The 16,774-nt window shown below is 65.2% G+C and carries 15 protein-coding genes and 1 pseudogene; 7 read left to right on the top strand and 9 right to left on the bottom strand.

Annotated elements, in window-relative coordinates; all coding sequences use genetic code 11:
* Positions 1 to 1,593, top strand: a complete 1,593-nt coding sequence (locus KBY88_RS13100; protein ID WP_254940382.1) for an ABC transporter substrate-binding protein — start codon at positions 1 to 3, stop codon at positions 1,591 to 1,593.
* Positions 1,590 to 2,609, top strand: coding sequence for an ABC transporter permease (locus KBY88_RS13095; protein ID WP_254940381.1), 1,020 nt, complete (start codon positions 1,590 to 1,592; stop codon positions 2,607 to 2,609). The genes KBY88_RS13100 and KBY88_RS13095 overlap by 4 nt, the downstream gene beginning before the upstream one ends.
* Before the next feature lie 3 nt (positions 2,610 to 2,612).
* Here the strand turns inward: KBY88_RS13095 and KBY88_RS13090 are convergent, their stop codons facing one another.
* Positions 2,613 to 4,154 carry an alpha/beta fold hydrolase gene (locus KBY88_RS13090; protein WP_254940380.1) on the bottom strand — a complete coding sequence of 514 codons (1,542 nt, stop codon included), beginning with the start codon at positions 4,152 to 4,154 and terminating at the stop codon, positions 2,613 to 2,615.
* Positions 4,155 to 4,258: 104 nt separating this feature from the next.
* Here KBY88_RS13090 and KBY88_RS13085 point away from each other — a divergent pair, with 104 nt between their 5' ends.
* Entirely contained in the window at positions 4,259 to 5,401 is a 1,143-nt protein-coding gene (locus KBY88_RS13085; RefSeq protein WP_254940379.1) for an MFS transporter, read from the top strand.
* A 962-nt stretch (positions 5,402 to 6,363) separates the two neighbouring features.
* Here the strand turns inward: KBY88_RS13085 and KBY88_RS13080 are convergent.
* The 5 genes from KBY88_RS13080 to KBY88_RS13060 form a co-directional block, all read right to left on the bottom strand.
* Positions 6,364 to 6,510: a hypothetical protein gene (locus tag KBY88_RS13080; protein WP_396103152.1), complete on the bottom strand. Its 147-nt coding sequence runs from the start codon at positions 6,508 to 6,510 to the stop codon at positions 6,364 to 6,366.
* A 321-nt stretch (positions 6,511 to 6,831) separates the two neighbouring features.
* Positions 6,832 to 7,311, bottom strand: coding sequence for a DUF427 domain-containing protein (locus tag KBY88_RS13075; protein WP_254940377.1), 480 nt, complete (start codon positions 7,309 to 7,311; stop codon positions 6,832 to 6,834).
* 766 nt (positions 7,312 to 8,077) lie between these two features.
* Complete coding sequence (locus tag KBY88_RS13070; RefSeq protein ID WP_254940376.1) at positions 8,078 to 9,037, bottom strand: DUF1254 domain-containing protein; 960 nt, start codon at positions 9,035 to 9,037, stop codon at positions 8,078 to 8,080.
* A 45-nt stretch (positions 9,038 to 9,082) separates the two neighbouring features.
* A complete protein-coding gene (locus KBY88_RS13065) occupies positions 9,083 to 10,159 on the bottom strand; it encodes a DUF1254 domain-containing protein (RefSeq protein WP_254940375.1) in 1,077 nt (358 codons plus the stop codon).
* Between the two features lie 93 nt (positions 10,160 to 10,252).
* The gene (locus tag KBY88_RS13060; protein WP_254940374.1) at positions 10,253 to 11,719 is read right to left on the bottom strand and encodes an arylsulfatase; all 1,467 of its coding nucleotides are present in this window, start codon (positions 11,717 to 11,719) and stop codon (positions 10,253 to 10,255) included.
* A gap of 303 nt (positions 11,720 to 12,022) precedes the next feature.
* Here KBY88_RS13060 and KBY88_RS13055 point away from each other — a divergent pair.
* Positions 12,023 to 13,000 (top strand): annotated as a pseudogene (locus KBY88_RS13055) (DUF2252 family protein); the annotation flags it as partial.
* Positions 13,001 to 13,085: 85 nt separating this feature from the next.
* On the opposite strand, the gene KBY88_RS16420 reads toward KBY88_RS13055, so the two are convergent.
* The gene (locus KBY88_RS16420; RefSeq protein WP_254940451.1) at positions 13,086 to 13,268 is read right to left on the bottom strand and encodes a metallothionein; all 183 of its coding nucleotides are present in this window, start codon (positions 13,266 to 13,268) and stop codon (positions 13,086 to 13,088) included.
* 410 nt (positions 13,269 to 13,678) lie between these two features.
* Between KBY88_RS16420 and KBY88_RS13045 the strand changes: the two genes are divergently transcribed.
* From KBY88_RS13045 to KBY88_RS13035, 3 genes are all read left to right on the top strand, one after another.
* Positions 13,679 to 13,855 (top strand): hypothetical protein, encoded by a 177-nt coding sequence (locus tag KBY88_RS13045; RefSeq protein WP_254940373.1) that lies wholly within the window; start codon positions 13,679 to 13,681, stop codon positions 13,853 to 13,855.
* Between the two features lie 153 nt (positions 13,856 to 14,008).
* Positions 14,009 to 14,134 (top strand): ribonuclease HepT family protein, encoded by a 126-nt coding sequence (locus tag KBY88_RS16310; protein WP_396103149.1) that lies wholly within the window; start codon positions 14,009 to 14,011, stop codon positions 14,132 to 14,134.
* 517 nt (positions 14,135 to 14,651) lie between these two features.
* Positions 14,652 to 14,966: an SWEET family sugar transporter gene (locus KBY88_RS13035; RefSeq protein ID WP_254940371.1), complete on the top strand. Its 315-nt coding sequence runs from the start codon at positions 14,652 to 14,654 to the stop codon at positions 14,964 to 14,966.
* A gap of 59 nt (positions 14,967 to 15,025) precedes the next feature.
* Here KBY88_RS13035 and KBY88_RS13030 read toward each other — a convergent pair whose 3' ends face one another.
* Complete coding sequence (locus tag KBY88_RS13030) at positions 15,026 to 15,901, bottom strand: transglutaminase family protein (RefSeq protein ID WP_254940370.1); 876 nt, start codon at positions 15,899 to 15,901, stop codon at positions 15,026 to 15,028.
* Positions 15,902 to 15,952: 51 nt separating this feature from the next.
* The gene (locus KBY88_RS13025) at positions 15,953 to 16,714 is read right to left on the bottom strand and encodes a phytochelatin synthase family protein (RefSeq protein ID WP_254940369.1); all 762 of its coding nucleotides are present in this window, start codon (positions 16,712 to 16,714) and stop codon (positions 15,953 to 15,955) included.
* Between the last annotated feature and the right edge of the window lie 60 nt (positions 16,715 to 16,774).

The raw sequence follows: 16,774 nt of genomic DNA, 5'->3' as shown, positions 1-16,774 counted from the left end.
TTGCGCGCGCTGAACAGGCTGGCCCAAATCGCCCTCACCGGGGCGCTTCTCCTTCCCTTGGCCGCCTGCCAGATTCCGCGTCAATCCGGCCGCCTGGTGGTAGCCAGCAAGAACCGCATCGACTCGGTGGATCCGGCCCAGGCCTACAGCTTCGGGGCCATGCAGCTGCTGAGCGCCCTGGGTGACCCCCTGTACGCGATCGATGAACAGGGCCAGATCGTGCCTCGGCTGGCCACGGCCCTGCCCCGGCTGAGTGCCGATCGACTCACCGCCTGGGTGCCCCTCCGCCAGGGCGTGCATTTCCACGACGGCAGCCGCTTCGATGCCGCCGCCATGGTGTTCACGCTCCAGCGGTTCATGGCGATCGGCAAGCTCAGCTACCTGGTGGGGGATCGGCTCAGCGCCGTGCGCGCCAGCGGCCCCTACGAACTGGAACTGCGACTGAGACGACCGTTCGCGGCCCTGCCGGAGCTGCTCAGCGCCGTCAACCTCACCCCCCTCTCCCCTGCGGCCTATCGGGCCTACGGCAAGCGCTTTCTCAACGACCGCTTCATCGGCACCGGCCCCTACCGACTGACCAGCGCCAACGATCAGCAGCAGCGGCTGGAGCCGTTTGATCGCTACTGGAGCGAACGTCCCGCCAACAGCGGCCTTGATTTAGTCAGCCTTGCCAACTCCACCGCCCTTTACGGGGCCCTGCGCAGCGGTGAAGTGGATGTGCTGCTCTCCACCAGCCTCGATGGGGACCAGCAACAGGCCCTGCACCAGGCCGCTGCGCAGGGCCAACTGAACGAGGGGGTGGGACCAGCCCTGGAGATCGGCTACCTCAGCCTGCTCACCGACCAGCCCCCCCTCAACAGGCTCACACTGCGGCGGGCCGTGGCCCTGAGCCTCGACCGGCACCTGATCAGTGAACGCGTCAGCCGGGGGCTGCGCGTCCCCCTGCGCGACCTGGTGCCGCCCAGCTTGAAAGGCTCCAGCCCCCGGGCCTGGCCCGATTACGACCCGGCCGCCGCCCGCCGGCTCTTCAGCCAGGCGGGTTACTGCCGCGGCCGCACCCTTGAGCTGCCGCTCACCTTTCGCTCCAACGTCCCCTCCGATCGCCTCTTCGCGCTCACCTGGCAGGCCCAGCTGCAACGGGACCTGGGCGATTGCGTCCGCCTGGAGATCACAGGCATGGAGGCCACCACCGCCTACCGCCAGCTGGGGGATGGGGCCTTCCCGTTGATCCTGCTGGATTGGATGGGAGATTTCCCCGATGCCGGCAACTACCTGACCCCCCTGCTGGGCTGTGACCAGGCCCAGGGCAACCACTGCCTCAAAGGGCCCAGTGCCGCCAGCGGCAGTTTCTGGACCCGCCCCGGCCTGGAGGCCGATCTGCGGCGCAGCGAAGGGATCTCAGGGCCAGAGCGGCTGGCCCTGATCCATGCGATCCAGGCCGAGGCGGCCGCGGCGGTGCCCTACCTGCCGGTCTGGCTCGTGGCGCCACGGGCCTGGAGCCGGCCGACCATCAGCAAGCCCGCCTTCGATGGCTCCGGCCGAGTGGTGCTGAGCCGCCTGCGCCAACAGCGAATGGGAGGCCCCAAGCCATGAGCCGCCGCCGGGAGCTCGTGCGCTACGTGGGTGCCCGCCTGGCCCTGGCGCCGATCATGCTGTGGTTGATCGCCAGTCTGGTGTTCCTGCTGCTGCGGGTGGCGCCGGGGGATCCCATCGACGCCCTGCTGGGCACCCGCGCCCCGGAGGCGGCCCGCGCCGCCCTGCGCCAGCAGCTCGGTCTCGATCAGCCCTTGTTGGTGCAGTACGGCCATTTCCTCAACGATCTGGTGCGGGGAAACCTGGGCGAATCACTCACGAACCAGACCCCTGTGGCCGAGGTGATTCGCCAGAGCTTGCCCGCCAGCCTGGAGCTGGGGGTGGTGGCGCTGCTGATCGCGGCGGTCCTGGGGCTGGCGGCTGGGTTCAGCGGCATCGCGAGGCCCGAAGGCAAGCTCGACCTGGCCGGGCGGCTGTATGGCATCGGCACCTACGCCCTACCCCCCTTCTGGGCGGCGATGGTGGTCCAGCTGATCTTTGCGGTCGGTCTGGGGTGGTTTCCCGTGGGCGGCCGCTTCCCTCCCACCCTGATGCCCCCGGGCGGCACGGGCTTCTACCTGCTCGACAGCCTGCTGGCGGGCAACAGCCAACAACTGCTCGGCAGCCTGCGCCACCTGGTGTTGCCGGCGGCCACCCTCGGTCTGCTGCTCAGCGGCATCTTTGACAACGCCCTGCGCCTGAATCTGCGCCGCGCCCTGCGCTCCGACTATGTGGAGGCGGCCCGCAGCCGGGGGATCGGCGAACGGCAGGTGGTGCTGCGCCATGCCCTGCCCAACGCCCTGCTGCCCGTGCTCACGATCACCGGCATCACCGTGGCCTCGCTCATCGGTGGGGCGCTGCTGATCGAGGTCACCTTCTCCTGGCCTGGTATTGCCTTCCGGCTGCAGGAGGCGATCAGCCAGCGCGACTACAACCTCGTGCAAGGGATCGTGGTGGTGGTGGCGGCCCTGGTGGTGCTTGTGAGCGTGACGGTGGATGTGCTCGTGGCGCTGCTGGATCCACGCATCCGCTTCTGAGCCTCAGGGTCCCAGCCGCCAGTGCTCGGCGGCCTCAGCATCGAGCACGTAGGCGGTCACACGCTCCCGTTGGAGTTTCTGGGCGGGCAAGCCCCTGCCCTGATCAAGTCCGGCGAGGAAACCCGTGGTGAGCTGCAGCATCAGCGCCTGGGCCTGCAAGGGCTCCACCCCTACGAGGGCGTCGCCGATCTTGAACAGGGCCTGCTCCCTTGAGGGGAGACGCACGGGCGAGAAATGGCTGGCCCCATCGACAACCACCAGACGGCTGAGGGGGTGGTTGGCGGGCAGGAATAGATCCAGCTGCTCCGTCACCGGTGGTGTGACCAGATCGAGACTGCCCCCCAGCAGCAGCACAGGAACCTTCAAGCGCTGCAGACCCCTGTGGGGCCAGAGCAGGCTGCCAAAACCGTTGAAGGCCACCACACCAGCCACCGGCACGCTCGTTCGGGCGGGGGGCAGGTTGACCTGTTCCAGCTGACACTGCAACAGCCGCGAAAGGTTGATCAAAGGGATGGCATCAAGCGCCCTTTGGCAACGGCGACCCAGGCCCGGTTCCGGGCGCAACCCCGCCGCCAGCAGTGCCGAGAGTCCGCCAAGGGAATGGCCCATCAACACCACCGAATCGCCAAGCCGGGGCAGCCGGCCGCTGCGTTCAGCGTCGAGCACCGCCTCCAGATCCGCCAGCCGATCGGGCAGGGTTTCTGCCCCCGGCAAGGGCCGTCGGCCATCGAGCAACTCTTTGACGGCCTTTTCGTCACTGCCGGGGTGCTCCAGGGCCACCACCGACCAGCCCCTGGCCGCCAGTTCGGCCCCCAGCCAGTCCAACTGTTCAGCGCTGCCCCCCAGGCCGGGCATCAGCAACACCCAATGGCGCTGGCGCTCAGGCCGGGCGCGCCAAAGCAGCAACGGGAGGGGACCTGGCCGGTGGGCCACCGGCAACGACAGGCGCTCGGGGGCAGGGGGACGATCCGCCAGGTCCCCAGAACCGACCCGGCCGCCAGCGGTCGCCTCGGCGGGCGAAACCGTCAGCGGCAGGGACAACTGCCGCAACCGTTCCATCGCCCGCCCCTGCTCCTGCAACTGATGGCGCCACCGGTCCGCCAGACTGATCAGGCCATCGAGCTGCAGCGTCAGCCGTTGCACCGGCACGGCCCGCAGGAGATCGAGCACATTCACCTGCGCCTGTCGCCGCAGGAGCTCCCGCAACGAGGAGAGCAGCAGTTCGCCGCTGCCGCCGCCCTCGGCGCTGATCAGCTCCCCCACTTCCGCCACCACCTGGCGTCCTGCCCAGCTCTGAAGCAATTGCTGGCCAAGGCTGCGATCGCGTAGCAGCGGCGCCCGCAGCAACCGCGCCAAGTCCTCGCGGCTTCCCGCATCAAGCGCCGTCATCCACACCCCCAGGTCCCCCTGGGGGCTGGTGGGGGAACGGCTCCAGTCCTCCAGCTGACGGAGGTCCAAGGGCAGAATGAGCCCGTCGAGGTGCACGTCGAGCTGCTCGGCAGCCCCAGCGGGGGCGCCCCCCAGCAGCAGACTGCTGAGCAGCATCGACAACCAGCGGGAGCGGTTTGACACAGCCTCGTGCGGAATCCAGGGCCAGGGCCTGGTGGTGCCAGTTTCCCGTGCCGCTGCGCGAAGTCGCTCTGATCCGAATGATCGCGAGCGTGGGGGCGGGCGGGGTGCTCTACCTGACGCCGATGGTGTTCCATGCGTTGCACGTCTCGGCCACCGGTGTGGGCCGCGGCCTGGCCGCAGCGGCCCTGGCCGGCACCGTGGGGCGCTTCCTGAGCGGCTGGCTGCTGGATCGGGGGCTCAAGGGCTCCGTGCCGGTGCAGCTCGCAGCCCTGTTCTCGCTCTTGGCCGACACCCAGCTGGTGCTGGCGGATGGCTTCGGCGGCTACCTGCGCGGCCAGCTGCTGCTGGGGATGGCGATGGGGCTCTACTGGCCCGCAATCGAGCTGGCCGTGGCGCAGTGTTGCGGCTCGTTCCCCTCCAGCCGGGGGTATGCCCTGGCCCGGAGCGCCGATGCCGCCGGGATCGCCACCGGGGCACTGCTGGGGGCGCTGCTCGCGCAGCTCGGCCAGCTGCGCGGCATCTACCTGGTCGACATCATCTGCATGGTGGTGCTGATCGCGGTGCTGGGCCTGCGCCCCCTGCCCCTGGCCCCACCCCGGGCCGCTGCCGCAGGCATCGCTGGGGCGAAGCGCTGGTGGACACCACTGCTGCCCATGCTGGGGGTAACGGTGCTGGCCACGGCAATGCCGGCCCTGCTGCAGAGCGCCCTCCCCCTCGACCTGCTCCGGGGCGGACTGGGCCGTCCGGCGATGGGCGAGCAGCTGGGCAGCCTGCTGATCGGGCTGCAACTGATTCTGCTGCTGGCGCTCCAGTGGCCGGTGGGGCGCACCTTGGCGGACCGGCCGGTGCGCTTCGGCCTGGGACTCAGCTTGGTTTGTTTTGCCCTGGGCAATGCCCTGCTGGCGCTTTCCGCTCTGGGACTGGCCAGTGGCGCCGTGCTTCTGCTGGCGCAGCTGCCCCTGGCCCTGGGGGAGGCGGCGTTTCTGCCCACCGCCACCGAAGCTGTGGTGGAGCTCACCCCACCGGAGCACCAAGGGCTGGCGATGGCCCTGTTCTCACAATGCTTCGCCCTCAGTGCCTTCCTGGCGCCACTCCTGGCCGGTCAACTGCTGGACAGCCAGGGCCACGCAGTGGGCCTGTGGTCGCTGATGGGGGTGCTCTGTCTGGCAGGACTGCCGTTGGTGGCGCTCTTGAATCCCAGGCGTAGAAACCTGGTCTGAGCGGGGCACCCAGGCCCCTTGAGCCAGGGGTTCGGTGCCATGTTCCATGGTCGTCACAGGCGAGGCCAGGGCGAATCGGCTACTGCCGTTCCATCTGCCCATCGCCGTTGCGCCGATGCTCAGCCGGGATGGGCGACTCGATGCAAGGTCTCTCTGGACCTTGGGTTGCCCCGATGTCGTGGGCAGCGATCAGGGGTCCCCAGGGGAGCGGAAGCGTCATCGGAGTGACGTGGACCCCGCCCATCCAGCCCGGCTGGGCCTGGGATGCACCAGGAAACGAAACAGCCAAGCAGCAGATCGCCCAGGGCAAGGGCGTCGCCGATGGCTGCTGGGCCATCGGCGCGATCCAAGCCGACCGACCCGACCCTCCACCGCTGACGTCAGCCGCAGGAAGGGATGCAGGTCGAAGAAGCCAAACAGCTGTTCCAGCTGGAGAAACAAAACGCCCGTCTCTCGCCGAAGGCAGCTCCCAAGGAGGAGAAGCTTCCTGCCCAGGCCGAGCTTGAACCTTCCAGGCCCCAGCCGCAGGCTTACCGGAAGCAATGGGACCTGGGCAAGCGAAACTACACAGCCCAAAGCGGTGTCACAGCTCTGTAGTTGAGGCCCTGCCCATCCTGCCCCCCCTGCCAAAGACGTTGATGCCCCTGTTGTTCATCAGGGGACCATGGCCTACGAGCCTGGTTCGGCGTCAATGACAGGACGTGGTGGATTGAACCAGATCACCTCGGCCTGACAGCGCCAGCGGGACCATCGTGTCCAACGACGGGGGTAGCGCTGGCGAGCTAGCTCGTCGGCAGGGGCCCGGCGGAGACAGATCTCGTCGGCCTGGCCACGCTGACGCTGGTGGGGCGTCACGAATCGGATGCCGCCGTGGCGGTGCTGGTGGGTTGGACCAACTCACAAACGTGACCACCCAGGCGCAGGCGTCGGCCTTGCGGTGAGGTGGCATGGCTGCCTGGCCCTCAGCTTCCGAACCTCCTGTCCAGCCACTGCGTCACCACATAGACACCGACGAACATCGGCAGATAGGCTATCCACATGTTGCGGAGTTCCAGCTCTGAGTTGTTGATCAGAACAAGTCCCACATAGCTGATCAGGCCATAGATCAAGGCCCTGCGGAGTGGTCCCACAAATGTCTGCAAGTGAGCGGCAACAGTGGATCCAATCGATTGTATCTGCAGCGATCGATGATCGCCTTTACAGGGCGGGATCGATCCAATCCTGCGGTTGGCGCTTGACACCCCGGTTCCTCCCGCGGTGCTGACCCCAGGGCCGAGCCCACCCCGATGGTTCAGATGCCCAGTGGCTGGCGAACGCAGGGGACGTCGATCGATTGGATGGGTTCAACAGACCCACCGGGGGCTTGGCCCACTGGTCCCCCAGCTGCCAGCGCCTGGGCTGATGGCGGCTCATCGGTGAAGCGTGGTCGTTCAGACCAGTTCCGGGTGGAGGGGATCACCTTTGAAGGGGCCGCTGACGGTGCTGGTGATCCAGCCGCCATAGAAGCCCCCTTGCTGGGGGCGCACCAGCTCACCGTCCACCCAGCAGCCGTCCATTTGGGCTGGATAGAGGGAAAACCAGCCCGCCAGGGCCGCGAAGGCCGCGCTCGGCTCGGGGTAGTGCCAGAGGGCCCGCTCGATCCGTCGTGTCCCCACCACCAGATCGAAGTACTGGGCCACACCCTTCCACTCACAGAAGCTGCGGCCGGGCGCCGGCTCAAGCCAATGCCGCGCGATCGCCTCCGGCGGCAGGTAGTAGGTGGGTGGATGGAAGGTTTCGAGCACCTGCAACGACTGGTGGGTCTCGCAGAGCAGCTCACCGAGGGCTCGGACCAGGACATGGGAGTGGCTGACGCGCAGGGCCGGAGGCCGGGGGTAGTCGGCGACGTTCTCCGCTGCTGAGGCTTCCATGCGGACACTTCAAGGATGACCATGGTTCCACGATGGGCCCATGGGCTTCCGCTCGGAGATCGCTGCGCCTCGATCGGGCCCTGATGCGTGTTGGCACCACAGCGCTCCTCCCCGTGCTGTCGTCAGCGCTGGCCTGCGCGGGACCGTCGGCTGGCTCCGCCTGGCGGTCCGCTCCAGCGCCGGCGTCTCCAGCAAGGCCCATGGGCGAGCGAAGAGAGGGCGGCAGTGGGGAGTCTGATCTCCCTGGGAGCTTCTCTGGGGCGCTTTGTTAAGGCCATGCAAGGGGCGTCCCGTGTGGGGCGCCCAACGGCGATGCAGAAACCAGGGGCGATGGCTCGCGTTGCCCAAGAACTCCGTGGCACGTTGAGCACAGCCCAGGCGTCCCCCCATCGCTGGCAGATCAATGGATGGCTGATCAATGGATGGAGGGGCAGAGTCGCTCACAGTGGTTGTTTTCATGCTCTTGAGCTGCCCGCAGCAGGTTGGGCGCCTCAAAGGCTGTATGACCCGCCGCGCCAGGTGGTGTCACGGGAGCTGGTGCCCATGGACACGCATCGAGGGAGATTCAGAACGCCTGTTCTGTCGCTGTGTTGGCGCTGCAGGCAGAGGGCTGGAAAGTTGGCTCAGCACCCATGGCGCCACCGCACCGCCTGGGAGGGGGTCCCTTGGCCCCATCAACCACGCCAGCCTGTGTGGCCCTGACGGCGTGTCCCTGGGGCCGCCGGTGTCGCGCTTGGTCAGTTCGGCCTCGTTGACGAGAGTGGAACTACTTGATTAACAAGTTCTTGGCCTCGTCGTTTAGATATTGAATCGCAATCTCCTTTGACCTGGGGACGTAAATTCGAAGCAGAGCGGTAAAGGGTGAAGGTGTCTCGACGTTGTTCGGGCTGCCCGTAGAATTGAACCGAATCGTGAAAGAACCGTCTGGGTTAGGGATGGCCTCAGAATTCGAAATGGCGGCTTTGTCCCTGGCCAGCCAGCCCTCACTGTTGTACGTGGTGATCGACCAGAAACCGCCTCGCTCAGCATCGATTTCCGGCGGCGTGAATGTGATGCTCGATGGCGCAGCCTTGCCCTCCTTGATCTCCGTACGATTCGCGATCGGAGCGTAGGCGGCATGTTCCACCGAGAGACCACCCCATCCGTAGGCGGTGGCGTAAAGATGCGCCTGCGGTTCGGTATCCGTCACCCCGCCTTGAGCCCTGCTGGTATCAGGCAGCTTTCCAGCCTGAACGTCCTTGATCAGGGCCATGCGGATCGCCTCCATCTGTGGCTGATCGATCACAATGTCAGGAGTTACATAGGGAATCGCTGAGGCTGCCTCGATGGCTGCCATCTCCTGAAGTGGGTGGGTGGCAGTGAGTCCACCTTGCGTATCCGGAAGCTTTCGAATGCGCATGTTGAGGTAAACGTAGTAGCCGTAAGATAGATTGTCGGGCGTAATGGAGAATGTTTCGCCGGGGTACACCACGCCGACGATGTAGTTCTGTTGATCGATGACTTCGATGATGTGATAGGTAGTGCTTGTGGGTACGGAGAAGGTCGCTCCGCTCCGCACGTCAACCACAGCGCTGGAATAGAGGACATCCTGGTTCTCCCGGATGACCTGCTGTGTCTTGACGTTGCTGACATCGCGTTGGTGCGCCCAGGTGTTGATGCCCGCCTTGACAAGGCTTCGTTTGATGTTGAAATCGGTCTCCGAGACTTTGTAAGCGGTGTCCGTCACTCCAAAATCAGACGGTGAAGCGAATGTTGAGTTTGTCATCTCAGCTCATTGAATTGGCGTTGCCTTAGGCAGCTTGTAACTTCCATCCAGGACGGATGGCCCTGGACGATACACACGCATGAGGAAGTTCCATCCTTCGGTCACATCCAGCCGGTTCGGAACGGCACCACACAGTTGCTTTGATCCGAAAGACACGGTGAACGTGCCGTCGGCATTGAGCTTCACATTCGAGGAATTGACCAGACTGTTCTCGCTCTTGATGAAGCCATCGTTGCCGTAAATCAAAATGGACCAGAAGGCTTTGTTCTCCGGCACCTTGTAGGTGGCTGTGTGGCAAACCTTTGGATCATGGCCGCCGCTGTAGTTCAGGTAGGTGGCGTCCCATTCTGGGAAGAGCCCCCAGGCCGCCGCAGCCGCAATGTGACGGGTCGTTTCATCAACCTTACCGCGCGGTCCCTGCATCCCCTTCCAACTGCTGTACTGCGCTGAATCCTTTTCATACTGCGCGGTCAAGGTCTTCAGAGAGGGGCGATCCCACTTGAATGTGGGCAGTGGATCGGCGTTGCCAGCCTTGATGACGAACTGATCCTGCAACTTATTGATCAAGGCAATTTCGTCCGGGTCTTTCGGATTGAGCACCTGGATGCGTACTCCGACGCCCAGGTATCTGGTGTCTTTCGGTAGTTCGTGAGTTCCCGCGGTGTAGATCACGAAGGGTGTGTAGTGGTCGTTGTCCACGAGGTACACTGACGCATAGCGACCTTTTGGCAGTTCAGGGACAGAAATCGTTGCGCCCTTGGAGGTATCGACAATACCCATGGAGTAAAGCGTATCGCGGTTCATCCGCACGACGTTCTGCTTGTCGAGCGGCGTGGGAGTGCGGAAGTGATAGAAGCGATTGACGCCTCCAGCCATTTTTACAATCTCGGCAAACTGCCGATCGGTTTCTGCGCGGATGTAGGTTTCCGGCGTCACCTTGACGCCAGCTTCAGAGGCGCGTTGGTGCGTAATCTTCTGCTTGGGAACGGGACTTTGCGCGCTAACCGGCTGGGCGATGGCTACTATGCCGAGTGCCATCACAACGCCCGCGAGGTTCAAGACCTTCAGGGTGATTTGTTTCATCCGAATCGATCGGGTTGATTTTTTTAATCTATGTCATTGAGCCAGCTAACGCAACGGTTCTGCTGGCTCAATCACCAACGACAGGGAGCGTTCTCAATCCCCCCTGGGCGTGAGCGCCTTCATGGCTTCGTCGATGTTGAAGTCCAGGCTCGCCATGCGCGGGGGATAGTCCTTGAGCGACTTGATCAGTACGCCGACCTGAGCAAAGGCGGGCGCATAGGTCCAGGCGTGGTTCTCCTGCCATTCGTCGAAACCGCGTGCCTCATGCATGCGCTCGAACGGATCAAGCTTCAGGTTGGTGACGAGCGGCGTCAGCATGTTCTGCTGGACGCCGTTAAACCACTTGTCCTGCTTGACGAACAGGAACTTCCAGTCACCGAAGCGGATGCCGTGCAGCTTGGTCTCTGTGAAGTAGTAGAACTCCTTGCGTTTGGACTTGCCCTTACCGGTGATCAGTTCGGTCTGGTCGTACCCATCGAGGTGGATGTGGGTGTAGGTCTGCTTGCCCGCCTGGTAACTGGTGAGGAGTTTCTCCTTCACATTCGGCTCACCGACAGCGGCCATCAGGGTGGGAATCCAGTCCTGCATGGTCATGAACTCACCGGTCGTCTGGCCCGCGGGGATCCTGCCGGGCCACTTCACGAGCATCGGCACGCGGAAGCCACCTTCCTTACCGCCGACACCTTTCTCACCGCCGAATGGGGTGTTACCGCCATCGGGCCAACTGTTCATGGCCGGGCCGTTGTCGGTGGAGAACATCACGATCGTATTGTCCGCGACGCCCAGGTCGTCGAGCTGCTTGAGGAGTTCGCCGACCGTGTCGTCGAGTTCCATCATGCCGTCGGCATAGAGGCCATAGCCACTCTTGCCCTCGTACTCGGGCGACAGGTTGGTGCGGTAGTGCATCCGCGTGGTGTTGTGCCAGACGAAGAACGGTTTCTCAGCCTCGACCGCCTCGTGGATGAAGCGCTTGGATTCGACGAGGATCTCAGCATCCAACGTGCGCTGGCGCTGCTGCCCGAACGGGCCTTTGTCTTCAATCTTCTGGGTGCCATCGGGATTCGCCCAGGAGTGAATCACGCCGCGCTGCGCGAACTGCTTGGCGACTTCGGGGTCTTTCGGAAAGTCATACTGCTCTGTGTATTCCCCAGCATTGAGGTGATACAGGATCCCGAAGAACTCATCGAAGCCGTGGGCGGTGGGCAGGTGCTCATCGCGATCGCCGAGGTGGTTCTTGCCAAACTGTCCCGTGGTGTAACCGAGCGGTTTGATCAGGCTGGCCAGCGTTGGATCCGCCTTACTGAGGCCCTGTTCCGCTCCAGGCAGGCCCACGGTGGCCAGACCCACCCGGATCGGATACTGCCCGGTGATGAAGGCCGCGCGTCCGGCGGTGCAGGAGGCCTCGCCGTAATGATCCATGAAGATCAGGCCCTCCCTGCCGATGCTGTCGATGTTCGGCGTGCTGCCACCCATCATCCCGCGGTGGTAGGCGCTGATGTTCCACATGCCGACGTCGTCGCCCCAGATGATCAGGATGTTGGGCTTGCTTGTTTGACTCATCGTGAACTCCTTTGCTGATAGTTGATGGACTTCGGGCTTGTGACTGGCCTGCTTTGAGACCCAGGTACCACTGACCGGGGCTTATGTGAATCACTGGGGGAAAGTTGGCATGATCATTAATCGACCCAATCGGTCATAGGCTTTGTGAGCCATGGTGCCAACTGTAGTTGTGCTTCATCGCGCAGAGTGCCTTCTGCTTTCGGGGTGCCCACTGTCGCGCAGTGGCTCAATCCATGTTCAGCACCTCTTCACTGGGCCGCGGTTCTCTCCCGTTGTGCGAGCATCTCCGCCGGCGTTCAGTAGATGGTTCGCTTCAGCGGCGGCGGCGAGACAATCACAGCCCGGATGATCCCCATCCCCGCCCCCTGGGAGTGGGACGTGAGGCGTCTGGCCACCAGCTTCGTGCTGGCCGGCCGCGACAACAACCATTACGAAGCGGAGTGCCGCAAAGCCGCCCGGCGCTACGTCCGCTCCTACCGGCAGCATCTGCGGAAATACATCCATGCCAGCCCGCTTGAGGTCTGATAGGCCCGTTTTGATGCCGACGATCTGATCGAGGCCGCACCGACCAAGGCCATCAGAACGTCACGCCAGTCGATCACCGCCAAGGCCGGCCGGCGGATCGCGGATCAGCTGTTCCCCAAGATCACCACCCTGGCGAATGGCCCTTGCCGGCTCACCGACCAACCTCCCGTGCTCACCCATGTCTGCCATGGAGAACTGGAGCAGGGGATCAGCGAAGACCTGGAGGACTATCGACTCTCCCTGTCCGATGAGCTGCGTGTGTTGCTGGATCGCTACACCCTCGAGGATGTGGCCCTCAAGGTGGTGTGAATCGGCAGCGTCGGCACCCGCTGCCTGGTGGCCCTGCACGTCTCCGAGGATGGCCATCCCCTGATCCTGCAGATCAAGCAGGCCAACCCGTCGGTGCTGGAGCCCTACACCCTGACCAACCACGGCCAGCGCGTCGTGATGGGCCAGCGGCTGATGCAATCCGGCAACGATCTGTTTCTCGGCTGGTTCCGCAGCCGGATCGGCAACGACTGTTTCGTGCTGCAGCCGTGTGACATGAAACTGTCGTACCCGATCGAGGACATCTCCCCCCTGCGACTCCACGATGACGCCGACGACTGCGGCCGGTCGCTGGCCCGCGCCCACGCCCACGCCCGCGGCGGTGACGCTGCCATGATCAGCGGCTACCTGGGTGTGGGGGAGGCGGCCGACCGGGCGATCGAACGCTTCGCCACCGCCTATGCCGACCAAACGGAGCGCGATCACGCCAGCCTCCAGGCCGCTGTCGACGCCGGGCGGATCGAGGCAGCTGATCGAAGCCGATCGCTGAGCTCGGCAGGACAAACCCCAGGCCTCAGCCGTGGCAGTCGCAGCCGCAACCTGCGGGGCAGGGTTCCTGGTTGGGATGGCCCTTGGCGCAGGCGTCACTGCAGAAGCGCAGGACGCCGTTGCGGCACGGGCTATCTGGCTGCAGCGTGCAGTGGCAGCTCGGGCAGTCGCATTGAAGCGTGGTGGGTCTCTCCAGGGTCGTGGTCATGGCCTCTCCTTGCTGAATGGCGTTCAATCCAGGCTTAATAGCGATGAATCCAGACTCCCCCCGCCGGCGCTCGGGAGGATCGGCTTGCCGTCCTCACAACCATGGCAGGCGGCTCTATCCATGAATCAGAGGCCTCGACCAGGGCTGTTCAAGTCAGTTCCCTGCAACCGGCCGAGGGCGCCCGACAGGGGGCGCCCTTCTCATTGGAACTGAGTTCGGCCCTAACAAGGCCGCGAGGAGACGTGCCGAGCTGAGCTGTCTCTCTTAGGCTGGCCATGGCTTCTGGGTAGCCATGCGCCTGGACGACCTGCTGGCTCAGGCTCCAAGAATCAGGGAGATCGCAACGGCGCACGGCGCCAGCAATGTGGCGGCATTTGGCTCGGTGGCCCGTGATCAGGCTTGAGCTGACAGTGACATGGATCTCCTCGTGGACATCCCCCCCCCCCCCCCGCACCGGTCTGCTGGGGCGCATTGCCCTGAAGCTGGCTCTGGAGGACAAGCTGCACTGCCGCGTGGATCTGATTCGCCGACGCAATCTCAAGCCTGCTGTCCTGGCTTCTGCCGAGCGGGACGCCATTCCCCTGTGATCAAGCCAAGGGACCGTGATGCCATGGCCGACATCCTGACCGCGATCCGTCGGGTTCAAGGATTCCCCATCCCCGATCGCGAGACGTTCGTGGCCAGCAAAGCGTCTGAGTGACTCCTGACCTCAGCACCATCCGCAGATTCCCTGGCGGGAGATGGCCGAGATGCGGGATGGGCTGATCCATGCCTCGGACCGCGGGGACTTCGAAGAGGTGTGGATCACGTTGAGCGAGCCATTGCCAGCGCTGCTGGAGCAGATCGAGCCTGTGCTCAGCCTTTGATCAGGTGGCTGCTGATCGGTGCCGCTGCGTTCATCGCTGGGTGGGGCAACGTTTTCTATGTAGGCACGGCGCAGGCCAACCAACAACGCTCCGCCACGGTGCTCTCGATCGGTGTCGGCGACACCATCCGCGTGCAGCAGGGCCAGCAGCATGGCCCCACCATTGCAGAGGTGATCGGTGGCGGGCCATCAACCTTGTGCTGGCGGAAGACGGCTTGTCCACTCCAAACTGCGGGCCTGCGGCTCCACCAACCGCCCGCGTCTGAGCCAGTGCGAGGCCCAGGAGGATCGGGCGTCGGAGACGCCTGAGCAGCCGGCACCGCTGCGGCGCGTGGCCAGGGGCAGAGGCATCCCCTGCCCCCGGGCTTCCGCGATAAACAACCGCTCAGCCAAGACTCGCGATGGCAAGGCGCCCAGTTGCGGGGGCCCAGCTGACGACGAATCAGCCAAAGACCTGGCAACCGCTGCAATCAGCCCCAGCCACCTTTCGCCCTAGCCTCAAAGCCCTGACAACCTCCATGGCTCCACCATCAACAACCATTGACCTGCTGGGCTATGGGGCCGCCACGCTGACCACCCTGAGCTTCATTCCGCAGGCGATCAAAACACTGAGGCGCGGGGACACCCGTGGCATCTCCCTGGGCATGTACAGCCTGTTCACCAGCGGCATTGCCCTCTGGCTGGTCTACGGCGTGTTGACGCGGAACGGCCCGCTGATGGTCGCCAATGCCGTCACCGTCGTGCTGGCCGGCCTGATTCTTCAGCACAAGCTGCGGGACCGGCTGAAGGAATGGCGCCAACCTCCCCATCGAGCGACAGTTCAGGACGACTAAGGGAGCCAGGACGACGGCGAGGGCCTCGCTTCCTTCCGTCGCCCGCTAGCCGTTGCTGATCAAGGTGTCCACTCCAGCTCAGGCTCCGCCTCCGTCGCCTTGACGCTCACGCTGTAGGTCATCTGTGAGCCCACGCCCGTGCCGCGGTAGGTGCCCGTGACCGGTGCCGCCAGGCGGTGATCGGGCGCGGCGGCGAGGGCCACATGGCCATCGGCGACGGCGAGGCCGAGGCTGGGGTCGTAGCCGCGCCAGCCGCCCCCCGGCAGGTAGACCTCCGCCCAGGCATGCAGCTCGTGTTCGCTCACTTCCGGCGGATGGTGCATCGAATAGCCGCTCACGAAGCGGGCCGCCAGGCCCTGGCTGCGGCAGGCCTCCACGAACAGAGTGGCCGTGTCGCGGCAGGCACCGCTTCGGGTCTGCAAGGTCTGCTCCGCCGTCATCGGATCGCCATCGAGCCGTCCGACATGGTGAAAGCCCGCGTGGATCTCATCGGCCAGCCGCACCAGAAAGGCCGTGGTTGATCGATCGGCCGCCTCGGCCAGGGTCTCCGCCCAGACCCGCACCGACCCTGATGTCGCCGCTCCCATGGTCGGCGCCAGGGAGTCGGCCGCCTCGATCGGGTAGGCCACGGGGAGCTTCTGGGCCGCCCCATGGGTCTCGATCCAGCCGAAGGGGTTCTCGAGCAGGGTTTCCACCACCGATTCCATCTCGATCTCCAGTTCCGCCCGCTCCCGGTCGAACCAGACCACGAGCGCATCGGTGCCGTCGGGTTCCACGATCCGGCTCAGGCCGGCGGGCTCGGCCATGACGCGCAGGTGATGCTGCAACAGCCGCTGGTGGCCGTTCTGCTGCGGGGTGAGCCGCACCGTCATCGGCTCCAGGAACACCGGGCGGTCGTAGACGTAGCGCAGGGCATGCCTGATCTGAAAGAGCATCGTCAGCCCGGGGAGTCACACCGCCGTCCCAAGCCTACGGAGGTCTCCCCGTCAGATCGGCCGCGCCACCACCACCCCGCGGCTGCGGCCGGAGCTGCGGTCGATCGTGCGGATCGCCTGCCACAGATCCGCCAGGGGCACCCACACCGATGGATAGCGGTAGCGGGCCACATCGAGAATCAGCACCCGATCCGTCGGGGCGTGGTAGGCGGCCAGGGGGGAGATGTGGCCGCCACCGGCCTGGCCGAGGGCCCTGCGGTCGTAGTTCACCAGCAGGCGATCGCCCCCCTCGCTGAGGTTGCTGCGCAGCATCAGCCGGAACTGGGCCAGGCTGAGGCGATCGCCAGGGACAGCCCGCGCCTGCAGTCCATGGCTGGCCAGCAGCGCCCGCAGCTCCTCCAGGGTCATGCCCTGGCGGCGGACCCGCTCGGGGCTGAGCACCGCCCGGGTGGCGGCGGCTTCAAACACATTCTCCTGGGTCCAGAAGCGGTAGCGGCCGTAACCCGCCGCCGCCGGGGCCGGCACCGCCAGGCTGCTGAGCACCATCACCGTGCTGGCCACGCCGCAGTAGGCTGGGTTGGCCTGGGTGAGGAACTGCTCGGCCAGCGGTCCGTAGTCGGCGCGGTCGCTGCTCTGCAGCAGCAGGGTCTGGCCCCGGGGCTCCGCCAGGGGGATGGGGATCCCCGGCTGGGCCAGGGCGGCGGGGAGCAGGGTCAGCGCCGCCAGCAGGGCGAGAACAAGCCTGGAGCCGATGGGGCCCGGGGATCGCGCCAGTTCCCTGGCGGTTGCTCGCCTTTGTGGTGTTGAACGCACGGATCAAGGGTGGGCGATGGAGTTTGGCCCGCACCGGCTTCTGATCATCGCGTCTGTCTC

Origin of the sequence: Cyanobium sp. Morenito 9A2, from assembly GCF_024345575.1 — a bacterium.
GTDB lineage: Bacteria > Cyanobacteriota > Cyanobacteriia > PCC-6307 > Cyanobiaceae > ATX-6F1.
The sequence above is the reverse complement of the archived record's forward strand: the minus strand, read 5'-3'. Positions and strand labels throughout refer to the sequence as shown.